Below are 18,025 nucleotides of genomic sequence, written 5' to 3' on the forward strand. Positions count from 1 at the left end.
TCGTCCCGACCTAGCGTCACCCCCATCGATTCCATTCATGGGGGTGAGTTTCCGATGCGTTCTCTCGTCAAGCGTGCGGTAGCGGTTCCGGCGATCGTGACGGCGGCCGTGGTGACCGGGTTCGCGGCGCCGGCCCAGGCCAGCCCGTACCCGTGCGACTACGTCGGCAGCGGTCCGAACGAGATCTGTATCCAGCACATCAACAACCGGACCGGCGTCAACATCTGGTTCAAGAAGGTCGCCAACAGCGCCGTCACCGTCCGCTTCAGCTACTCGACCGGCTCGTGGGGCTCGTACGACAACGGCTGGTTCACGGCGTACGCGGGAAACACGTACTCGTTCGCCTGGAACAACGTCAACCCCGGCAACTGCATCACCGGCTACCTGCACACCTCGGGCGGTCAGACGTACGCGACCCGGCAGAAGTGCGTCTGAGAAGAAGCGGCGCGGCCGGCCGGACCTCTCCGGCCGGCCGCACATGCCGGTCAGTCCGTCATGCGTGAGGCCAATGCCCCTTGCCTTGCCCGACCGGCCGGTGACAACCCTGGACGCATGGCCGACGAATCCCTCCTCGAACAACGTCTCATCGAGGCCGTCACTCTCGGCGAACCGCTGAATCTGGCAGGTGACAGCCCGGTCGACGCCGACTCGATGAAGGCATGGGATGCCCGGCGGACGGTCCGGGCCCGGGTGCTGCGGGACATCGTGCGCGGCGTTCTCGCCCCACAACCTGATTCGCACAGGCTTCGCCTGCACGGAGTGCGCATCGACGGGCGGCTCGACCTGGAGAACCTGACCTCCGATCTCGAGCTGGAACTGACCAACTGCTACCTTCCCGATGGGCTGCTGCTGCGCGACGCCACCCTGTTCGGCCTGACCCTGGACAGATGCCTGATCGGCCAGCCACCCGGCTCGGACGACACACCGGTCGACGCCGAACGTCTCGCCGCCAGACTGCTCAGGCTGCGCAGGGCCACGGTGCGGGCCCACAACGCCGACGGTGCGGTCAACCTTTGCGACGCCCACATCACCGGCGAATTCTCCGGCGTCGGGGCACACCTGGAGAACAGATCCGGACCAGCCCTGAACGCCGACCGCCTGCGGGTCGGCGGAGAGATGATTCTGACCGGCGGCTTCGTTGCCCTCGGGGCGGGCGACAGCGGCGCGGTCCGGCTGACCGAGGCCCACATCGGCGGCCAGCTCATCGGGAACGGCGCGCACCTGGAGAACACGTCGGGCCCCGCCCTGACCGCCGACGGCCTCACCGTCGATCAGGACCTGTTCCTCGAGGACGGGTTCGAAGCTGCCGGCGCCGGTGACGCCGTGCTGGTGCTGGCGGATGTACGGGTCGGCGGCCGGCTCCAGCTGGATCTCAGCGACGTCAACCGGGCCAGGTCGGGCGATCCCGGGCCGGTCGATCTGGACGGCCTGACCTACACCGGTATCCCGGACGTCAGACCCGACTGGGAGAGCCTGTTACACGACCGGACGTCGACCTACGCCGCCCAGCCCTATCAGCAGCTGGCCAGGGCCTACCGTGCCGCCGGGGACGACCGCAGGTGCCGGCGTGTCCTGATTGCCCAGCGCGACGATCGGGTTCATCGGCGGCAGATCGGGCGCTGGGAGCGGACCTGGAACCGGCTGACCAAACTCACCCTCGGCTACGGCTACCAACCGTGGCGGGCGCTTCTGGGGCTGCTGCTCGTGGTGGCGGTGTCGGTCGCGGTGAGCTGGTTCGCCGGGCGGCACGGCGGGCTGGCTCACGCCGCGACGGTGTCCCGGCCGGCCCAGCCGTGCACGGGCAGCGAACTGGTCGGCGTCGGCCTCGACCTGGGGACACCGCTGCTGAAGACCGCCGCTCGCGAATCCTGTGTGCCCACCACTACCGGGGCCGGACCCTGGCTGACGGTCGGCGGCTGGTTCCTGCAGGTGCTGGCGTGGGCTTTCGCCGCCCTGTTCGTCGCCGGCTTCACCGGTGCCGTCCGCAAAGTCCAGTCGTAGCGCCCGCCGGTCGTTCGGCCCGGTCAGGGTGTCACCGCGGAGCTGCTGTAACTGCCGGTCCACGCGGCCCGGGCGCCGGAGTCGCCGATGCGGTACATGCCGTAGACCCCGGCGCCGGCCGTGGCGAGCGCCGCGACGACCACGACCGCGGTCACCACCGGCGACAACGGCGCCAGGTACGTACGGCGGCGCGGGTTCTCCACGGTGGAGCGTGACTCGCGCTGACGCCACCAGACGATCAGGGCCAGCACCGCAACCGGGATCGCGTACCAGACGGCGGTGTCGCCGAGCTCCGCGTGTTCGTGCACCAGGTCCGTGGCCGGAACGCGGGCCTGCAGCCACTCCCCCGCGCTGGTCGTCAGCGGCACCGACGCGACCACCGCGAGCGAGAGCAGCACGTTGGGGCCGGCCAGCCGCCGCCGGACGGCCGGCCAGAGCGCGGTGGCCGCGAGGACGAGCGCGCTGAGCGGCAGGAGCACAACGACGGCGTGCACGAGCAGGATGTGTACGGGCAGCCCGTTGACGGTGAACATGCGGAGCCCTCCGGGAATCGGCAAACGTGGGACGAGCGTACGGAGGGAAATCTTGGAGTTTTCCGATCTGCGCGCGGCAGGGTGGAGGCGTGGACGAGACGAGCACACCGGTGCCGGCGCGGGCCCTGGTGGTCGAGGACGATCGCGAGCTGGGCGACCTCTTGCTGCGGGTCTTCGGCGGGGCGGGATACGCCGCGGACCTCGCCCGTGACGGGCAGGCCGGGCTGCACCGGGGCCTGACCCGGACGTACGACGTGCTGGTCATCGACCGCGGGCTCCCGGCGATCGAGGGCTTGGACCTGCTGGCCCGGCTGCGGCGCCGGTCGGTGACCACGCCCGCGCTGATCCTGACCGCCCTCGGCAGCGTCGAGGACCGGGTGGCCGGGCTCGACGGCGGCGCCGAGGACTACCTGGTCAAGCCGTTCGACGTCGCCGAGCTGCTGGCCCGGGTGCGGGTGCTGCTGCGTCGCCCGGCCCGGGTGCGGGCCACCGTGGCGGTCGGCCGGGCCGAGTTCGATCTGGTGTCGCGCCGGGTCACCGACGCCGCCGGTGACGTCACCGCTCTGTCGGGCCGGGAAGCCGACCTGCTGCGCATGCTGGCCGAGGCGCCCGACCGGGTGTTCAGCCGGGCCGAGATCGTCACCCAGGTCTTCGCCGACGCGGCCGCCGAGTCGCTGGTCGACACCTATGTGCACTACCTGCGGCGCAAACTCGGCGCGGACGCGGTACGGACCGTACGCGGCGCCGGGTACACGCTGGGTGCGCTGTGAACCGGCCCGACCCGGACCGGTTGCTGCTGAGCCGGGCACGGCGCACGTCGGCCGTGCAGAGCACCGCTGTCGTGACGCTGATCCTGCTGGTGGCCGGGCTGGTGGCGGCCGTCGCCCTGGCCCGTGAGCAGCGCCGGGTCCTGGAGACCACGGTGCGGCAGACGGCCGCCACCGCCGAGGACGTCGTCGATCCCCCGTACGGGATGTGGCTGTTCGTGCGGGACGGGGACGGGCGGCTGTCGTCGACCGCGGGCGCACCGAGCGGCTTTCCCGATCTGGACGCCCTCGAGCGCGCGCAGCCGGGCAGCGCCACCTCGTCAAGTTCCGTGGACCGCGCGGGCACGGACTATCTGGTCGTCACCCAGCCCCGGGGAACCGGCGCCGTCCAGGTGGTCGCGAGCATGGCCGGGCTGGAACAGGAACGGCACCGCACCTTGGCCGCACTCGGCGTGGCCGGGCTGATCGGTCTGGCCGCCGCGGCCGGCGCCGGGTGGTTGCTGGCCGGACGGGCGACCCGGCCGCTGGGTGAGGCCCTGGCCCGGCAACGACGTTTTGTCGCCGACGCCGGTCATGAGCTGCGCACCCCGGTCACCCAGCTGCACACCCGGGCCCAGCTGTTGCACCAGGACCTGCACGACGGGGCGCCGCCGGACCGGATGGCCGCCGACGTCGAGCAACTGCTGGCCGGGGCCCGTCAGCTCGGCGAGATCATCGAGGATCTGCTGCTCTCGACCCGCATGGAGCACGACGCGAGCGAGGCGTCCGAGGTCGACCTGGGGGTGGTGGCGGCGGGCGCGGTGGCCGGGTTCGCCGCGAAGGCCATGGACAACGGCGTTTCGCTGGTGCTGGATCCCGACCCGGACCGCCCCTCGCTGGTGCGAGGCCGTGAGGCGGCTCTGCGCCGGGTGGTGGTGGCGCTGGTCGACAACGCGCTGAGCCATACGGCGAGCGGCGGCCAGGTGACCGTGGAGCTGCGTGAAACCCCGGGCCGCGCCGTGACGTTGACGGTGCGTGACACCGGCACGGGGTTCGACCCCGCGGACGCGGAGCGGCTGTTCGACCGTTTCGCCCGCGGCCACGGCGAACAGCGACGTTTCGGGCTCGGCCTGGCGCTGGCCCGGGAGGTCATCACCGGCCACGGCGGCACCATCGAGGCGGCCGGCGAGCCTGGCCAAGGCGCCACTTTCACCGTACGGCTTCCGGCGGCTCCGCCATGACCCGCGCGCCCACGGCGGCCTGCAGGATCTCACCGGCGGCAACGCGCTCGCGGCCACCGGTCGCCTGCTCGGCCTCTGGGCCTCCGACCTGCTGCTCCTGCAGGTGCTGCTGATGGCCCGGATCCCGCTCGCCGAACGCGTCTTCGGCCAGGATCGGCTGGCCCGATGGCACCGCTGGACCGGCTTCGTCTCGTTCTGGCTGATGATCGGGCACATCGGGCTGATCACGCTGGGCTACGGGGGAACGTCCGGAACGGGTGCGGTCGCCGAACTCTGGGCCATGATCCGGAACTCCCTGTCGGCCGACCCGCGGGGGCAGCACCTGCGGATCACGGTGAAGAACCTCGGCGACGCCAGCGGACGGGTCGCCGGCGCTGCGGCCCGGCACCCGGGTGCTGATCGAGGGCCCGTACGGGAAACTCACCGGCGAGAGCTACGCCGGCGGGCCGGTCGTGATGCTGGCCTGCGGGATCGGCGTGACCCCGCTGCTGGCCCTGCTCGGCGAGATGCCGTACGGGCCGGGCCAGGCCACCCTCGTCTACCGGGTGCGCTGCGAGGCTGAGATCGCGTTCCGCGGCGAGCTCGAGTGGTACGCCGCGCACCGAGGCGTCCGACTGGTGTTCCTGACCGGCGGACGGGCCGACCGGGTTTCGTGGCTGCCTGCCCACTATGCCGGCCACTCCGACGCCGACGCCCTGCGGCAGATCGCCCCGTACGTCGCCCGGTCGCACGTCTTCATCTGCGGACCCGACGCGTGGGCGTCGGCGGCCCGGGACGCCGCGCGGGCGGCCGGCACCCCGGCCGGACGGTTGCACACCGAGCAGTTCTCCTGGTGACGAAGGGACACCCGGTCATGCGGCGCATCACTTTCTGGCTCTTCTCCACCGTCGCGGCGCTGGTGTTGCTGCTCAGCTATCGCACGAGCACCGGCGCGGGCGGCGGCACATCCGGCCCGGTGGCCGTGGCGACCACACCGGCCACCACACCGCCGCCGGCCTCGAAGTCGCCGAGTGGCCGAGCCACCACCAGGACCTACACCGGCGGCACCGCCTCCACCGAGTGGGGCGACGTGCAGGTCACGATCACGGTCACTGCCGGCCGGATCGCGAGCGTGCGGGTGCCCGTCTTCTCCGACGACAACCCGCACGATCAGGAGATCAACGCGTACGCGCTGCCCGCCCTGGTGCAGGAGACGCTGCGGGCACAGAGCGCGGACATCGACGCCGTCTCCGGCGCGACGGTGACCAGCGACGGCTACCGGCGGTCGCTGCAGTCGGCCCTGGACGCCGCCCACCTGCGCTGACCAGCGGGCCCGCCGGCTGGGGACGTTCGACCGTCGCCTCGGGGGCCGTTGTGCCGTGTCGCCGGGCCCGCCCCGCGGCCAAGGCTCGACGGTGGAGAAAACCGGTGGGAGGAGTCACGATGGCCGGCGAGGCGACAGCACAGGCACCCGCGGTTCCGGCGGTGCGCGCGATGCGGGTCGGCAAGGTCTTCGGGGCGGGCGACGCTCAGGTCGTGGCCCTGGACGACGTGCATCTCACGGTCGACGCGCGGCAGCTCACCGCGGTCATGGGCCCCTCCGGCTCCGGCAAGTCCACCTTGCTGCACTGCCTGGCCGGGCTCGACGCGGTGACCAGCGGCGAGGTCTGGATCGGTGGGACACGGGTGACCGGGTTGTCCGACGCCCGGCTGACCCGGCTCCGCCGCCGCCAGGTCGGCTTCGTCTTCCAGCAGTTCAATCTGCTGCCGACGTTGAGCGCACGCGAGAACATCGTGCTGCCGCTGGCCATCGCCGGGCGCAAGCCCGACCCGGCGTGGTTCGACGAGGTGGTCGCCGCGATGGAGCTCGGCGACCGGCTCGAGCACCGCCCGGCCCAGCTCTCCGGCGGCCAGCAGCAACGGGTCGCCTGCGCCCGGGCGATCCTGAGCCGGCCCGACGTCATCTTCGCCGACGAGCCGACCGGCAACCTCGACTCCCGGTCCGGAACGGAGATCCTGCGGCTGCTGCGCGACGCGGTGCACCGCCAGGGGCAGACCGTCGTGCTGGTCACGCACGACGCACACGCCGCCGCGTACGCCGACCGGGTCGTCTTCCTGCGCGACGGCCGGATCGTCAGCGAACTGCGGGAACCCACCGCCGAACGGGTGCTCGAACACCTCGCCCGCCTCGACAGCGCCGCACGGGCCGGGAGCCGGACATGATCCGCGCCACGCTCAAGGGCCTGCTGGCCCACAAACTCCGGCTGCTGATGTCCGGGCTCGCCGTCCTGCTGGGTGTCCTCGCAGTAAGCGGCTCGATGGTCCTCACCGACACCCTCAGCCGCTCCTACAGCGCCATGTTCGACGTCGCGTACGACTACATGGACGTGTCGGTGTCCGTGCCGCCGAAGGTGAACACCGGCTATCTGGCCGCCCCGGCGACCATGCCCGCGTCGCTGGCGCAGCGGCTCCGGGCGCTGCCCCAGGTGGCCCGGGCCACCGGCAACGTCTCGACGCAGGACGGCGCCCGGGTGGTCGGCCGTGACGGCAAGGTGGTCACCTCGTTCGGCGCCCCGCGGATCGGTCTGAACTGGACCGGCGAGGACGGCTTCGTCCGGCTGCGCGCCGGACGCGGCCCGGCCGCCGACAACGAGATCGCCATCAACGCGGGCCTGGCCAAAGCCACCGGCTACACGGTCGGCGACCGGATCGGCGTGCTGACCCGCGCCCCGCGGCGCACGTTCACGGTGGTCGGCGTCTTCGGTTACAGCGGCAACCGGGACTCGCTGGCCGGGGAGACGATCGTGGCCTTCACGCTGCCGGCCGCCCAGCGGCTGCTGGTGGGTGAGCCGGACGTGCTGACTTCGGTCGACCTGGTCGCGAAGGACGGCGTGAGCCCCGAGCAGCTGCGCGCTGCGGTCGCGGGCGTGCTTGGACCGGCGTACCGCGTGCAGACCGCCGCCGAGCTGTCACGCCAGGCCGGCGACGCCGTCGACCAGGGCCTGAAGTTCTTCAACTACATCCTGCTCGGGTTCGCCGCCGTCGCGCTGTTCGTCGGCGTCTTCCTGATCCTCAACACCTTCTCCATCATCGTGGCGCAGCGCCTGCGGGAGCTGGCCCTGCTGCGCGCCCTGGGAGCGAGCCGGGCCCAGGTGGTCGGCTCGGTCGAGGCCGAGGCGTTCGTGGTGGGGCTGGTGTCGTCGGTCGCGGGCCTCCTGCTCGGAGTCGGCACCGGACGCCTGCTGGCGTGGTGGTCCGCCACCGCCTTCGGTGGCGGCGTGGAGCTTGCGCCGACCTCCGTTCCGCCGTCGGCGATTCTGGCCGGCCTCGGCGTCGGCATCGGGGTGACCATGCTGGCCGCGCTGGGACCGGCCCTGCGCGCGGCCCGGATCCCGCCCGTCGCCGCGCTGCGCGAGTCGAGCACCGGCAAGACCCGGCTGGGCCGGATCACCGTGGCCGGCCTCGCCGCCACGATCGCCGGCGCCGCGCTGCTGGCCGCCGGTCTGACCGGCCACGCCGGTCCCGCCGAGCCACTCGTCGCCCTGCTGGGTGGGGTGCTGCTCGTGCTGATCGGGATCGCCCTGCTGATGCCGGTTCTGGTCCGTCCGGTCGTCGCGGCGCTCGGCGCCCCGGTCGCGTTCTGGACGCCGGGCCGGCTGGGCGAGCGCAACTCCGCCCGCCAGCCGCGCCGGACGGCGATCACGGCAGCCGCCCTCATGGTCGGCATCAGCCTGGTCGTCGGCATCGGTGTGATCCTCACGTCGGTCACCCGCAGCTTCGATCAGGCCCTCGGTAATCGGATCAAAGTGGATCTCATCATCGCCGGGGAGCAGACCGGACCGTTGCCGCCGACCTTCGACGGCGCCGTGCTCGATCAGGTCCGGCGGATGCCGGAGGTCGAGACGGTGCTCGGGTTCACGACCGACGTCGGCGTCGTCGACGGCAGCCAGACACCGATCGGCGCCGTCACCGACAGCACGGTCATGCGGTCGCTGTTCGGCCTGCGGGCCACCGCCGGCACGCTGGACGGTCTCGGCGCCGGACAGTTCCTGATCGACGACACGACCGCCCGCAACACCGGCCAGCACGTCGGCGACCACCTGTGGGTGCAGTTGACCAAGGGTGGGCCCCGGCAGTTCACCGTCACCGGCATCTACGCCCGGGAGTCCGGGTTGTCCGGCTGGCTGACCGGCGCCGCCGAGAGCAGGAATTTCCGCGGCGCCGACCCCAGCACGGGCCTGATCAAGGTTCGGCCGGGGGCTTCGGTGCCGGCGGTCAAGGCGCGTATCGCCGGGTTGCTGACCGACAGCCCCGAGGCGACCGTGTCGGACCGCAGCGGCTACGTCCGCCAGCAGACCAGCGCCCTCGACTCGCTGCGCGGCATGGTGCAGATCCTCATGACGATGGCGATCATCGTCGCGGTGCTCGGCATCATCAACACCCTGGCCCTGTCGGTCATCGAGCGCACCCGGGAACTCGGCCTGCTGCGGGCCATCGGCCTGCGCCGCGCCCAGCTGGTCGAGATGATCGCGGTGGAAAGTGTGATCATCTCGCTCTTCGGAGCGCTGCTCGGCGTGGCGGCCGGTGTGGCTCTCGGGGCCGCCGCGGTGCAGGGTCTGCACGATCAGGGCATCACGGCGCTCGGGTTGCCCTGGGCGCAGATGGGCGCGTACCTCGCTTTGGGCGTCGTCATCGGCACCGTCGCCAGCATCGCTCCCGCGATCCGGGCCGCCCGGCTCAACGTGCTGACCGCAGTCGCGTACGAGTGAGCCCGCTTGTCAGGTCTCGATGACCGCCTCCACCCGGACGATGTCGCCCGGCCCGGCAAGCGGCAGCACCGGGTCCACCCGGCCATCCGGTCGGCGTGCTCGTCCGGGGTCGCCACCCTCGGATCGGCGGCCGGCCGTGGTCGGGCTTCAAGCCTCCTGTTTGGGGTTGTGGGTGACCGCTACCCCCGGTTCGCTGAGTGCCACGCCCGTCTCCTCCCTTACGTCTGGCAGCTCCGTGCCGGCGTGCCCGCCGACGAGAGCGAGTTCGCTGGGGTCGAGCAGATAGAGGTACGGGCATTGCCATGGCCCGGCGGCAAGACAGGCCCCGCACGGGCGCGACGGGTCGATGACGCAGGTCGCCGAATCCTTCATGGCCGACTCCTCATCGTGGCAGTCGCCTCCAGTGTGGTGGCTGCCCTCAGGTCACCGGGCGGGCCGGAGGTCCCGTCCGGGCCGGCCCACCGGCTCTGCGCGCGGCCCCGGCCACCCCGCGATGCTGACGGGATGAACGCTTCCGTGCCGGGCGGGCCGGTGCGCGACCGCTACGGCCACAGCCTGCACCCGGCCAATCAGTTCCGGCACGACCGTCGCAGCTTCGGTCAGCGCCTGGCCGATTCGGTCACCGCGGCGTTCGGTTCCTGGAACTTCATCGTCGTCCAGACAGCCATCGTCTCGTCCTGGATCCTCCTCAATGCCGTCGCCTTCTTCCGGCATTGGGATCCTTACCCGTTCATCCTGCTCAACCTGTTGTTCTCGACCCAGGCCGCGTATGCGGCACCGCTGATCCTGCTCAGCCAGAACCGGCAGGCCGACACCGACCGGGTCAAGGCCGAACACGACTACCAGGTCAATCAGCTCGCCCTGCAGTACCTGATCGCCTGGCATCGCGACACCCACGGCGACTCCTGCGCATGTGTGCGCGACAGCGGCCCGGCCGTCCAGGCAGCGCTGACCGCCATCGCGCACGACGTACGGTCGCGGGAGCATCCTTCATGAGGCGCGCAGGGTGAGCGCCTGCTGCAGCCGACGGCGTTCCGGGTCTCAAAGCCCGTCGAGGGAGGCATCTCGCACCTGGCGGACCAAACGCGGCGATGGCCAACTGGGGACAGGAGTCTTCGACGTCGAGGAGGGCCGCGCCATGACCAGGACCATTCACATACTGGACCCGGACACCGGCCTGCTCGTCCGCGTATGTCGCGGGCCGTCGGCGGCCGGCGCTTGTCCCCTGGCCGGGCCGGACGGCGTCGTGCCGTGTGCCGGTTTCCTGGTCGCGCCGGCCGGAGCTGATCCCGAGTACTGGCCCCTGCCGATCCCCCTCGGCTACCGGCACTGCGACGTGACGTGGAACGAACGTGCGCGGTCGGGCCTGGACAAGGCCGAGCGCGCGCAGGCGCGGTGGCAGGCGGGACTGGACCGCGAGCTTCGCCGCGTACGGGTACTGGCCGGCGCCAAAGACCCGCGGTACCGCAGGATGACGGACCGCGATCTCGAGAAGACGGCCCTGTGGCGATGGCGGCTCACCGGCGAGGCCCAATCGCTGCGCCGGTCGCAGGAGAAGAACGAGCGACAGGCCCAGAGCTATCTTGCCTTCATGCGGTACCGGCGCGCTTCCAGGTCGGTACGAGCGACTCCGCCGGCGTGAAGGACGCTGAAGGTCCGGGGCGACGCTCCTGTAAAGGCGCGAAACGCCGTGCCGCGGGGCGGCCTCGAGGCCGTCCGACACCACCGATCGAGCCGGTCGTCCGGCCCGGTGGATGTGATCGAGGGTGCTGCCCGGAGTCAGAGCGACCGGCGCGTGAGCCGGAAGACCCGCAGCTCACGGCCGGACCGGGCGTCGTACTCGCGGTAGGCGGGCCACACCCGCAGCAGCAGGGGCCACAGCCGGTCCCGTTCCGGGCCCTCCACCAGCGCGGCGTGCACGGCGAAGGTCTCACCGGCGACCGTGACCTGCCCCGCGGGGTCGGCCAGCAGGTTGCCCGACCAGGCCGGGTGCTGGGCCTGGCCCCAGTTCGACCCCATCACGATGTACGCGTCCCCGTCGCGCGCGTACAGCAGCGGCCGCTCACGAAGCCGGCCGCTGCGGCGCCCACGCGTCGTCAGCAGCAGCGTCGGCGGCGCCGTCCGCCATCCGGTGACCGAGAGCCGCCCCTTGGTGAGCCGGATCAACCGCCGGTCGAGGGGCATCAGGAACCGCCCGGTGGCGGCGAACCATCGGTGGTGACCCAGCCGGACGATCCATTCGCTCAAACGCACGGCACATCAAAACACATCGCGAGCCTCCACCCGGCCGGGACGCAACGAGGGCAGGCTGACTCCAGCAAATCGTCAGCGAGTCCGTCCGGGAAATCCTGGGTCGGGTAGTTGGCAGGATCTTCGCCTCTGCGCGGGGCGTACTCGCCGATGAGAGCGTGAGGACTGAATCGGGTGGCCGCGGTCATGGAGGCGAGCCGTGAAACCCCAGGACTACTCCGCTCACACAGATTACCGGCCGCCCGCGGCGTGGTACCGGCGTCTCAACCGGCTCGGTGTGCCCTTGACCTCGATGGGTCTGGCTCCGCGGGATGCCGTGACGCTGGCGGTCCGCGGGCGTACCTCCGGGAAGGCGCGCCGGGTGCCTCTCCTGCGAACTCATTGGCACGGCGAGGACCCCGCCCGCGACGACATAGAAGCAATCGTGGACCGCTATCCGGTATTCCGCGTCGTCTACCAGTAGGCCTCCGGGATAAGGAGCCTTCTGAAACGGCGTCCCATACGCCCGGACCAAGTCGGTGGCGAACAGTCTGGCATGAGCGCCTCCCCACACCTCTGTATCGACAACAGGTCCGGAAGGTCGCCTCGCGACGGCAGGGGACGTCGCCTGTTCGCTTGCGTGCGGTACACCGGGTGGTCAGGGACGGGTCCTGCGACCCTGGCCCGCCGCGTCCGGTCGGCACAGACTGCCACCATGACGACACGGATGACGAAGGTGGCCGCCGGGCTGTTCGGGACCTGGGCGCTCAGCGACCTCGAGGAGCTGTGGACGATGCGGAGCAGCAGCCGCTACCTGCTGCCGCGGCTACCGGCGGCGCTGCCCGTGCCGGAGCGGCTGCGCCGGGACGGCGTCTCGCAGCGGCACGTCAGCGCGGGCATCGCCTTGATGGGGCTGCTCGAGCATGCGGGGGCTGAGATCGCCGGCGTCGCTGATGCCCTGCACGGCGCCGCCCATGGTCAGACCGGCCGTCGCCATGCCGATCACCCAGCCCAGCGGATGGTGGTGGTCTTGCCGGCGCCGTTGGGCCCGAGGAAGCCGTGCACCTCCGCGGTACGCACGCTCAGGTCGAGCCCGTCGAGCGCGTGTACCCGGCCGAACCTCTTGACCAGTCCCGCCGCTGTGATGGCCTCGCTCATGGCATCTCCTCGTCCCGCTACGACCCTCAGGCGGTGAAACCGCCGTCCGACGTGACGACTGCCCCGTTGACGTTGACCGCCTCATCGGAGCCGAGCCACGCGACGAGGGCGGCAATCTCGTCCGGCTCGGCCGTCCTGGTGGTGCGGGCGAACGACTTCTGCAGACGCTCGAACGCCCACGGCACCTCGGGGGTGGCGGTACGCCCGATGTTGGTTGCCACGCCGCCCGGGCACACGACGTTGGACCGGACGCCGTCGTCGGCGTACAGCACAGCGGTCGAACGGGTCAGGCCGATCAGGGCGTGCTTGGAGCTCACGTACGCGGTGCCGGCAACCGCGCCGGTCAGCCCGCCGATGGACGAGACGTTGACGATCGCGCCGCGCCCAGCCGCCCGCATCAGGGGCAGAACCGCCCGGCACAGGCGCATCGGTCCGGTGACGTTGACGGCCATCACGTGGTGCCACATGTCGTCGTCGAGCTCGGTCACCGGCCGGAAGTGGTCCATCACCCCGGCGACGTTGGCCAGCAGGTCGATCCGTTCGCCGGGCCGGGCCGCCACCATCCGCTCGACGTCAGCCGGCATGCACACATCACCGACGACCGTGCTCGCCTGACCGCCCGCCTCGGCGATCGCCTTCTGGGTGGCCGACAGGCCGTCGGCGTCGAGGTCACAGGCCACCACGAAGGCGCCCTCGCCCGCCAGCCGCACGGCCACCGCCTGCCCGATGCCCGACCCGGCCCCGGTCACCAGTGCCACCCGGCCCTCGTAGCGTGACTCGCCCATGACCCACCCCTCGTCTCGGCTGATCTCCTGACACCAGGGTCGTTACGGCCGTCCGGCCCGGGCAGGGCCGGACGGCCCACCGGCAACGGTCCATCGGTCCTGTCGCGACGCAGCGAGCGTCGATAGCGTTCAACCAGCCGAGGAGGTGCCGGCGATGATGGCGATGATTCTGGTCAGTTCCGTATTCATCGGGCTCGTGTTGCTCGGCCTGTGGCCCGTCGTCCGCGACAGCTGGGACGCGCGGGTGCGGCGCAAGGCGCACGAAAGGACGGCCGCGACCATGGCCGCGCCGGCCGCTGAACCGAGCACTCTGGAGGGCAGCGTCGTCACCGGCCTGTTCCAGCGGCAGATCAGCTCCGCGCAGTACCGGGCCACTATGGAACGCCTGGCCGCCGACGACAACGACCGCCACCCGCTGCGGGTGCCGCCCGAGACCGGCCGCGACGCCGGCAAGGCGTGACGACCCATCGTCACGGGGACGCCATGCCGCCGACCAGTGCCTGCCAGGTGATCGGGCCCGAGACGCCGTCGACGGCGACGGACGGCACATCCACGCGAACTGCGGTCTGGAACCTGCGGACGGCCTCCTCGGTGCACGGACCGAACACACCGTCGACCGTTCCACATTCGGAGGCGCCACCACACAGACTGCGGCACTGGAATTCCTCCTGGACGGCGCGCACCGCGTCGCCCCGGTCACCCCGGCGGACCGTGACGATCAACGCGCGCCACGTCCGGGGACCAGCGACGCCGTCGGCCAAGAGGCCGTGGGCCCGCTGAAAGCGACGGAGCGCCGACTCGGTTGCGGGGCCGAAGATGCCGTCCACGACCACAGCGCAGCCTCGAGCCTGGAGCAGATGCTGCAGAGTGGCAACCGGATGATCTCTTCGGCCGCTGATCGTTCGCGGCCACGGCTTCAGCTCGCCCATGGCACGGCCCATCCCTTCTCTGTACCGCCGGACCCGGCCGGGCCGGGTCGCGCGACGTACCGGCGCAGAAGGCACAGAGCCTCGCCGAGCAGGCGGGAGACGTGCATCTGCGACAGGCCGACCGTCCGCGCGATCTCGGCCTGGGTCACCGCACCGACGTCGGACGCGGCGACACCGAGCTCTGCCGCGATGTCGGTGTCGCCCGGGGCCCGGCGCAGCCGTTGCGTGAGCATCTCCTCAGCCACGGCCACGGTCGGCCGAAGGTCGAGCAGCGTCCGCGGCGGCCGGACACCCCAGGCCAGGTCGCGGAAGTAATGCCGGAGGGAACCCAGCATGGTCGGCACGGCATAGGCGACGAACCCGGGCCCGGCGCCGGGCCGGTAACCGTCGATCGCCTGGACCAGGCCCAGGGCAGCCACCTGCCGCAGGTCCTCGTCGGGCACGCCGCGGAACCGGTATCGCGCGGCAACACGAGCGGCGAGGGGCAACGCGAGTTCGATCGCACGGCGGCGTACCTCGTCGTGGCCGGACCCGCCGGGCGCCTGCCCGGCCAGCTCGATCAGCAACGCCTCGACGCCGTTCTCGTCGACTGGCTTGTCGGAACGTGTCACGACCAGGCTCATGGTGGCACCCCTCGCGTACGTCCACCGATCCGCTCTCGTCCAGCCAAGCGCTGCGGCGCCGCGTGCGACAGGGGCGAAAGCCCTGACGGCACGGCGTCGGGACCAACGGCCCTGTCCGCCCACGCCGGTGTGGGCTGTGATGGGAGGAGGAGATCGGTCCGGGGAGGCCGCCATGAGTGATCTCGACAAGCTGCGTACGGAACAGGAAGCCCGCCGACCGCACACGTCCGGCGCCGGCGGCACCCGCTACAGCGACATGGTCGACCGCTATCTGAGCATGGCCAGCTACAGCCCGGAGCGGACGGCGGGCCCCGCGGCCAAGCCGGTCGCGTCCCGCACCGGGCTGGTCATCGCCGGGGTGGACGACAGCCCGGCGAGCTACATCGCCGTCGACCATGCGGCCATCGAGGCCCAGCTGCGCGGCTGGGACCTGCGGCTGGTGCACGCTCAGCGCCCGACCGGCCTTCGCGCGTCCGGCCGGGAGGCCGGCGCACGCCTGATGGAGCGGATGATCGAGCGCGTGCACGCCTGCGCACCCGCGGTCGCGGTCACCAGCCGGCTGGTCACCGGCTCGCCCGCGCCTCTGCTGCTGGTGGCGGCGCGCGACGCCGGTCTGGTCGTGGTGGGTCACCGGCACGGCACCCCGGGCGCGGTGTTCGGGATCAGCGTCGGTGACCGGGTCGCGGCCGATCACACCGGGGCCGTGCTGGTGGTGCGGGTGCCCGGCTGGCCGCCGGGACCGGGCGTCGCCGCGCGGCCGGTCGTCGCCGGGGTCGACGGCGACGACAGCGAGACCGTGGGGTTCGCCCACCGCGAGGCCCGCCTGCGCGGTAGCGACCTGGTGCTGCTGCACGCGTGCCGCACGCCACGCCCCGACCGGGTCGAGGCATCGGACGGCGTACGGATGCGCTGGCGTTACGTCGCCGAAGATCCCGCCCAGGCCCTGGTCGAGGCGTCCAGCGGCGCCGCCGCCCTGGTCATCGGCCGGCGTGGGCCCGGCGGCCTGCCCGCCGGACCGCTCGGCTCGGTGAGCCGCTCCGTGGTCCAGCACGCGCACTGCCCGGTGTTCCTGGTCGGCTGATACCCGGGAGAGATCATGGATGTGCTGGTGGCGTACGGGACGACCGGCGGCGGCACGGCCGAGATCGCCCAGTGGATCGCCGAGGAGTTGCGCGACGCGGGCCTGCGGGTGCATCTGACGCCGATACGCGAGGTCGGCGACGTGGCCATCTACGACGCCGTCGTGCTCGGTTCGTCCCTGTACGCGTACGGCTGGCATCTCGACGCGCGCCGGTTCGTCCAGCGCTTCGCGGGCCGGTTCACCGACCGCCCGGTGTGGCTGTTCAGCAGCGGGCCGCTCGACCGTTCGGCCGACGAGGGCCCGCTGGATCCGGTCCCGCACGCGGCGGCCGCCCTGCGGGACCTGCCCGCCCGAGAACACGTCACCTTCGGCGGACGGATGACCTCCGAGGCGCACGGCTGGCTGGGCCATCTCGCCCGGCTGATGGCCCGCGAGGGTCACGCCGGAGACTTCCGCAACCCGGAGAGGGTCCGTGGGTGGGCCCGGGGTGTCGCCGCCGACATCCTGGCCCGCCGTCGCGAACGTGAGGAGCCGTTGTGAATGTGCTCCGGAGGTCGTTGTGCGCGGCCGGGCTCCACTCGGGGCCGTGGTCGCACCCGGGCGCCCGGTGCGAGAGCACGCGGGTCTGCACCGGATGCGGGAGGAACGACGAGGTCGTCCAGCACACGTGGGGCGCGTTCGCCTACCTCGCGCCCGACCGGTGCGAGCAGATGCGGCGCTGTACGCGCTGCGGCACCACGCAGACCCGCACCCAGCACGTCTGGGGGCCGTGGCTCTATGCGAACACCGAGTTCGACGCGCCGCAGATCCACCGGTGCCGCCGCTGCCACGAGACCGAGAAGACCCGGTACACGCTGCGGTGAGTCCCGCCCGGATCGGGTCTTTCGGCCCTGACCCGGCACCTCGGCGTCCTGCGACCGTGAGGATCCGAGGACTCCGGAGGTGGTACCGATGACCCAGCCCGCACACGACGTGACCCGCGCCGAGGCGCGCGACGCTCTGGAACTGGCGGCCCGGGTCTCGCTCCGGGCCCCGTCGGTGTTCAACAGCCAGCCCTGGAGCTGGCGTCTCGCCGGGGACGTGCTGGAACTGTGGTCCGACCCCAGCCGCCGGCTCGGTGTCACCGACGCCGAAGGCCGTCTGCTGCTGCTCAGCTGTGGCGGGGCCCTGCACCACGCCCGGGTCGCGCTGGCCGCCGCCGGCTGGCACGCCGAGGTGCGGCGGTTGCCGGACGACAAGCGCCCGGACCTGCTGGCCCGGATCCGCATCGCCGGCCACGCCGACGCCGACCCCGACGTCCGGGCGCTGGCCGACGCGATCAGCCGGCGCCGCACCGACCGGCGTGCCTTCGGCGACCGGCCGGTCGACGAGCAGACCCTGATCGTGCTGCGCCGGCTCGTCGAGGCCGAGGGCGCCTATCTGCACGTGGTGCCGGACGACCGGGTGCCCGAACTGGCGATCTCGGTCGACCTGGCCGCCGACGCCAACTACTTCGACCCGGCCCACCGCACCGAACTGACCGCGTGGACCCACCGGCCGGCCTGGACCGGCGACGGCGTGCCGCCGAACACGGCGGTCGAGCCCAGCCTGCGCCGCGTGCCCGCCCGCAACTTCCTGCCCGACGGCTCGCCCGGACTGCTCGCCGGGGCCGACCACGACGAGGGCGCCGCCTACGTCGTCATTTTCGGCACCACGGACCGGCCGGTCGATCTGCTGCGCGGCGGCGAGGCCATGTCCGCCCTGCTCCTGCGGGCCACCGTCGAGGGCTTGTCCACCGCGCCGATCAGTGAGGCGGTGGAAGTGGCGTGGCCCCGCACCCTGCTGGGCCGCATCCTTTCCGGCGTCGGCGAGCCATATCTGATCGTCCGGCTGGGCTACGTCGAGTCGGCCGAAACCGTCCCGCCGTCCCCCCGGCGTACGCCGGACCAGGTCATCCGCATCGAGGAGTGAC

General features: G+C 72.1%; 24 protein-coding genes and 1 pseudogene. 16 read left to right on the plus strand and 9 right to left on the minus strand.

Annotated features, from left to right (window positions below):
* The first annotated feature begins 54 nt into the window (after positions 1-54).
* Entirely contained in the window at positions 55-435 is a 381-nt protein-coding gene (locus JIG36_RS12020; protein ID WP_203376185.1) for a hypothetical protein, read from the plus strand.
* A 117-nt stretch (positions 436-552) separates the two neighbouring features.
* On the plus strand, positions 553-2,001 hold the full coding sequence (locus tag JIG36_RS12025) for a hypothetical protein (RefSeq protein WP_203376186.1): 1,449 nt from the start codon (positions 553-555) through the stop codon (positions 1,999-2,001).
* Between the two features lie 23 nt (positions 2,002-2,024).
* On the opposite strand, the gene JIG36_RS12030 is transcribed toward JIG36_RS12025, so the two are convergent.
* Positions 2,025-2,534: a DUF2231 domain-containing protein gene (locus JIG36_RS12030; RefSeq protein ID WP_203376187.1), complete on the minus strand. Its 510-nt coding sequence runs from the start codon at positions 2,532-2,534 to the stop codon at positions 2,025-2,027.
* Positions 2,535-2,623: 89 nt separating this feature from the next.
* Here JIG36_RS12030 and JIG36_RS12035 point away from each other — a divergent pair, with 89 nt between their 5' ends.
* Both JIG36_RS12035 and JIG36_RS12040 read left to right on the plus strand, forming a co-directional pair.
* Positions 2,624-3,304: a response regulator transcription factor gene (locus JIG36_RS12035; RefSeq protein ID WP_203376188.1), complete on the plus strand. Its 681-nt coding sequence runs from the start codon at positions 2,624-2,626 to the stop codon at positions 3,302-3,304.
* Positions 3,301-4,521, plus strand: a complete 1,221-nt coding sequence (locus JIG36_RS12040) for a sensor histidine kinase (RefSeq protein WP_203376189.1) — start codon at positions 3,301-3,303, stop codon at positions 4,519-4,521. The genes JIG36_RS12035 and JIG36_RS12040 overlap by 4 nt, the downstream gene beginning before the upstream one ends.
* On the opposite strand, the gene JIG36_RS51830 is transcribed toward JIG36_RS12040, so the two are convergent.
* Complete coding sequence (locus JIG36_RS51830; RefSeq protein WP_236046662.1) at positions 4,490-4,693, minus strand: hypothetical protein; 204 nt, start codon at positions 4,691-4,693, stop codon at positions 4,490-4,492. The genes JIG36_RS12040 and JIG36_RS51830 overlap by 32 nt on opposite strands.
* Here JIG36_RS51830 and JIG36_RS54635 point away from each other — a divergent pair.
* The 5 genes from JIG36_RS54635 (at position 4,634) to JIG36_RS12060 (ending at position 9,269) form a co-directional block, all read left to right on the plus strand.
* Positions 4,634-5,083: a hypothetical protein gene (locus JIG36_RS54635; RefSeq protein ID WP_369076875.1), complete on the plus strand. Its 450-nt coding sequence runs from the start codon at positions 4,634-4,636 to the stop codon at positions 5,081-5,083. The two genes, JIG36_RS51830 and JIG36_RS54635, sit on opposite strands and share 60 nt — an antisense overlap.
* Complete coding sequence (locus JIG36_RS51835; RefSeq protein WP_369076876.1) at positions 5,028-5,357, plus strand: ferric reductase-like transmembrane domain-containing protein; 330 nt, start codon at positions 5,028-5,030, stop codon at positions 5,355-5,357. The genes JIG36_RS54635 and JIG36_RS51835 overlap by 56 nt, the downstream gene beginning before the upstream one ends.
* 17 nt (positions 5,358-5,374) lie before the next feature.
* The gene (locus JIG36_RS12050; RefSeq protein WP_203376679.1) at positions 5,375-5,824 is read left to right on the plus strand and encodes an FMN-binding protein; all 450 of its coding nucleotides are present in this window, start codon (positions 5,375-5,377) and stop codon (positions 5,822-5,824) included.
* A gap of 119 nt (positions 5,825-5,943) precedes the next feature.
* Complete coding sequence (locus JIG36_RS12055; protein ID WP_203376190.1) at positions 5,944-6,723, plus strand: ABC transporter ATP-binding protein; 780 nt, start codon at positions 5,944-5,946, stop codon at positions 6,721-6,723.
* Positions 6,720-9,269, plus strand: a complete 2,550-nt coding sequence (locus JIG36_RS12060; RefSeq protein ID WP_203376191.1) for an ABC transporter permease — start codon at positions 6,720-6,722, stop codon at positions 9,267-9,269. The genes JIG36_RS12055 and JIG36_RS12060 overlap by 4 nt, the downstream gene beginning before the upstream one ends.
* Before the next feature lie 147 nt (positions 9,270-9,416).
* Here JIG36_RS12060 and JIG36_RS12065 read toward each other — a convergent pair whose 3' ends face one another.
* Positions 9,417-9,641: a hypothetical protein gene (locus tag JIG36_RS12065; RefSeq protein WP_203376192.1), complete on the minus strand. Its 225-nt coding sequence runs from the start codon at positions 9,639-9,641 to the stop codon at positions 9,417-9,419.
* A gap of 132 nt (positions 9,642-9,773) precedes the next feature.
* Between JIG36_RS12065 and JIG36_RS12070 the strand changes: the two genes are divergently transcribed.
* Entirely contained in the window at positions 9,774-10,265 is a 492-nt protein-coding gene (locus JIG36_RS12070) for a DUF1003 domain-containing protein (RefSeq protein WP_203376193.1), read from the plus strand.
* A 142-nt stretch (positions 10,266-10,407) separates the two neighbouring features.
* On the plus strand, positions 10,408-10,911 hold the full coding sequence (locus JIG36_RS12075) for a hypothetical protein (protein WP_203376194.1): 504 nt from the start codon (positions 10,408-10,410) through the stop codon (positions 10,909-10,911).
* Positions 10,912-11,048: 137 nt separating this feature from the next.
* Here JIG36_RS12075 and JIG36_RS12080 read toward each other — a convergent pair whose 3' ends face one another.
* From JIG36_RS12080 to JIG36_RS12095, 4 genes and pseudogenes are all read right to left on the minus strand, one after another.
* The gene (locus tag JIG36_RS12080; protein ID WP_307872681.1) at positions 11,049-11,522 is read right to left on the minus strand and encodes a nitroreductase family deazaflavin-dependent oxidoreductase; all 474 of its coding nucleotides are present in this window, start codon (positions 11,520-11,522) and stop codon (positions 11,049-11,051) included.
* Positions 11,523-12,324: 802 nt separating this feature from the next.
* Positions 12,325-12,495 (minus strand): hypothetical protein, encoded by a 171-nt coding sequence (locus JIG36_RS12085; protein ID WP_203376195.1) that lies wholly within the window; start codon positions 12,493-12,495, stop codon positions 12,325-12,327.
* A 17-nt stretch (positions 12,496-12,512) separates the two neighbouring features.
* Positions 12,513-12,656: pseudogene (locus JIG36_RS12090) on the minus strand (ATP-binding cassette domain-containing protein); the annotation flags it as partial.
* Positions 12,657-12,682: 26 nt separating this feature from the next.
* Positions 12,683-13,441 (minus strand): SDR family oxidoreductase, encoded by a 759-nt coding sequence (locus JIG36_RS12095; RefSeq protein WP_203376196.1) that lies wholly within the window; start codon positions 13,439-13,441, stop codon positions 12,683-12,685.
* Between the two features lie 154 nt (positions 13,442-13,595).
* On the opposite strand from JIG36_RS12095, the gene JIG36_RS12100 reads away from it, so the two are divergent.
* On the plus strand, positions 13,596-13,901 hold the full coding sequence (locus JIG36_RS12100; protein WP_203376197.1) for a hypothetical protein: 306 nt from the start codon (positions 13,596-13,598) through the stop codon (positions 13,899-13,901).
* A gap of 10 nt (positions 13,902-13,911) precedes the next feature.
* On the opposite strand, the gene JIG36_RS12105 is transcribed toward JIG36_RS12100, so the two are convergent.
* Positions 13,912-14,382 carry a peptidoglycan-binding domain-containing protein gene (locus tag JIG36_RS12105; protein ID WP_307872682.1) on the minus strand — a complete coding sequence of 157 codons (471 nt, stop codon included), beginning with the start codon at positions 14,380-14,382 and terminating at the stop codon, positions 13,912-13,914.
* Entirely contained in the window at positions 14,358-14,993 is a 636-nt protein-coding gene (locus tag JIG36_RS12110; RefSeq protein WP_203376199.1) for a sigma-70 family RNA polymerase sigma factor, read from the minus strand. The genes JIG36_RS12105 and JIG36_RS12110 overlap by 25 nt, the downstream gene beginning before the upstream one ends.
* A 172-nt stretch (positions 14,994-15,165) precedes the next feature.
* Here JIG36_RS12110 and JIG36_RS12115 point away from each other — a divergent pair, with 172 nt between their 5' ends.
* The 4 genes from JIG36_RS12115 to JIG36_RS12130 all read left to right on the plus strand — a co-directional run bounded on the left by JIG36_RS12115 (position 15,166) and on the right by JIG36_RS12130 (position 18,024).
* Positions 15,166-16,074, plus strand: coding sequence for a universal stress protein (locus JIG36_RS12115; RefSeq protein WP_203376200.1), 909 nt, complete (start codon positions 15,166-15,168; stop codon positions 16,072-16,074).
* Positions 16,075-16,089: 15 nt separating this feature from the next.
* The gene (locus JIG36_RS12120) at positions 16,090-16,614 is read left to right on the plus strand and encodes a flavodoxin domain-containing protein (RefSeq protein WP_203376201.1); all 525 of its coding nucleotides are present in this window, start codon (positions 16,090-16,092) and stop codon (positions 16,612-16,614) included.
* Positions 16,611-16,937, plus strand: a complete 327-nt coding sequence (locus JIG36_RS12125) for a hypothetical protein (RefSeq protein WP_203376202.1) — start codon at positions 16,611-16,613, stop codon at positions 16,935-16,937. The genes JIG36_RS12120 and JIG36_RS12125 overlap by 4 nt, the downstream gene beginning before the upstream one ends.
* Before the next feature lie 88 nt (positions 16,938-17,025).
* On the plus strand, positions 17,026-18,024 hold the full coding sequence (locus JIG36_RS12130) for an Acg family FMN-binding oxidoreductase (RefSeq protein ID WP_203376203.1): 999 nt from the start codon (positions 17,026-17,028) through the stop codon (positions 18,022-18,024).
* The last annotated feature ends 1 nt before the right edge of the window (position 18,025 follow it).

It is taken from the genome of Paractinoplanes ovalisporus, from assembly GCF_016834655.1.
Classification (GTDB): Bacteria; Actinomycetota; Actinomycetes; order Mycobacteriales; family Micromonosporaceae; genus Actinoplanes; species Actinoplanes ovalisporus.

What these genes read in the sequence shown, in the direction of transcription:
- JIG36_RS12020 (WP_203376185.1), top strand. Translation starts at nt 55, where the DNA reads ATGCGTTCTCTCGTCAAGCGTGCGGTAGCGGTTCCGGCGATCGTGACG.
- JIG36_RS12025 (WP_203376186.1), top strand. Translation starts at nt 553, where the DNA reads ATGGCCGACGAATCCCTCCTCGAACAACGTCTCATCGAGGCCGTCACT.
- JIG36_RS12030 (WP_203376187.1), bottom strand. Translation starts at nt 2,534, where the DNA reads ATGTTCACCGTCAACGGGCTGCCCGTACACATCCTGCTCGTGCACGCC.
- JIG36_RS54635 (WP_369076875.1), top strand. Translation starts at nt 4,634, where the DNA reads ATGGCCCGGATCCCGCTCGCCGAACGCGTCTTCGGCCAGGATCGGCTG.
- JIG36_RS51835 (WP_369076876.1), top strand. Translation starts at nt 5,028, where the DNA reads ATGCCGTACGGGCCGGGCCAGGCCACCCTCGTCTACCGGGTGCGCTGC.
- JIG36_RS12050 (WP_203376679.1), top strand. Translation starts at nt 5,375, where the DNA reads ATGCGGCGCATCACTTTCTGGCTCTTCTCCACCGTCGCGGCGCTGGTG.
- JIG36_RS12055 (WP_203376190.1), top strand. Translation starts at nt 5,944, where the DNA reads ATGGCCGGCGAGGCGACAGCACAGGCACCCGCGGTTCCGGCGGTGCGC.
- JIG36_RS12060 (WP_203376191.1), top strand. Translation starts at nt 6,720, where the DNA reads ATGATCCGCGCCACGCTCAAGGGCCTGCTGGCCCACAAACTCCGGCTG.
- JIG36_RS12065 (WP_203376192.1), bottom strand. Translation starts at nt 9,641, where the DNA reads ATGAAGGATTCGGCGACCTGCGTCATCGACCCGTCGCGCCCGTGCGGG.
- JIG36_RS12070 (WP_203376193.1), top strand. Translation starts at nt 9,774, where the DNA reads ATGAACGCTTCCGTGCCGGGCGGGCCGGTGCGCGACCGCTACGGCCAC.
- JIG36_RS12075 (WP_203376194.1), top strand. Translation starts at nt 10,408, where the DNA reads ATGACCAGGACCATTCACATACTGGACCCGGACACCGGCCTGCTCGTC.
- JIG36_RS12085 (WP_203376195.1), bottom strand. Translation starts at nt 12,495, where the DNA reads ATGGCGACGGCCGGTCTGACCATGGGCGGCGCCGTGCAGGGCATCAGC.
- JIG36_RS12095 (WP_203376196.1), bottom strand. Translation starts at nt 13,441, where the DNA reads ATGGGCGAGTCACGCTACGAGGGCCGGGTGGCACTGGTGACCGGGGCC.
- JIG36_RS12100 (WP_203376197.1), top strand. Translation starts at nt 13,596, where the DNA reads ATGATGGCGATGATTCTGGTCAGTTCCGTATTCATCGGGCTCGTGTTG.
- JIG36_RS12105 (WP_307872682.1), bottom strand. Translation starts at nt 14,382, where the DNA reads ATGGGCCGTGCCATGGGCGAGCTGAAGCCGTGGCCGCGAACGATCAGC.
- JIG36_RS12110 (WP_203376199.1), bottom strand. Translation starts at nt 14,993, where the DNA reads ATGAGCCTGGTCGTGACACGTTCCGACAAGCCAGTCGACGAGAACGGC.
- JIG36_RS12115 (WP_203376200.1), top strand. Translation starts at nt 15,166, where the DNA reads ATGAGTGATCTCGACAAGCTGCGTACGGAACAGGAAGCCCGCCGACCG.
- JIG36_RS12120 (WP_203376201.1), top strand. Translation starts at nt 16,090, where the DNA reads ATGGATGTGCTGGTGGCGTACGGGACGACCGGCGGCGGCACGGCCGAG.
- JIG36_RS12130 (WP_203376203.1), top strand. Translation starts at nt 17,026, where the DNA reads ATGACCCAGCCCGCACACGACGTGACCCGCGCCGAGGCGCGCGACGCT.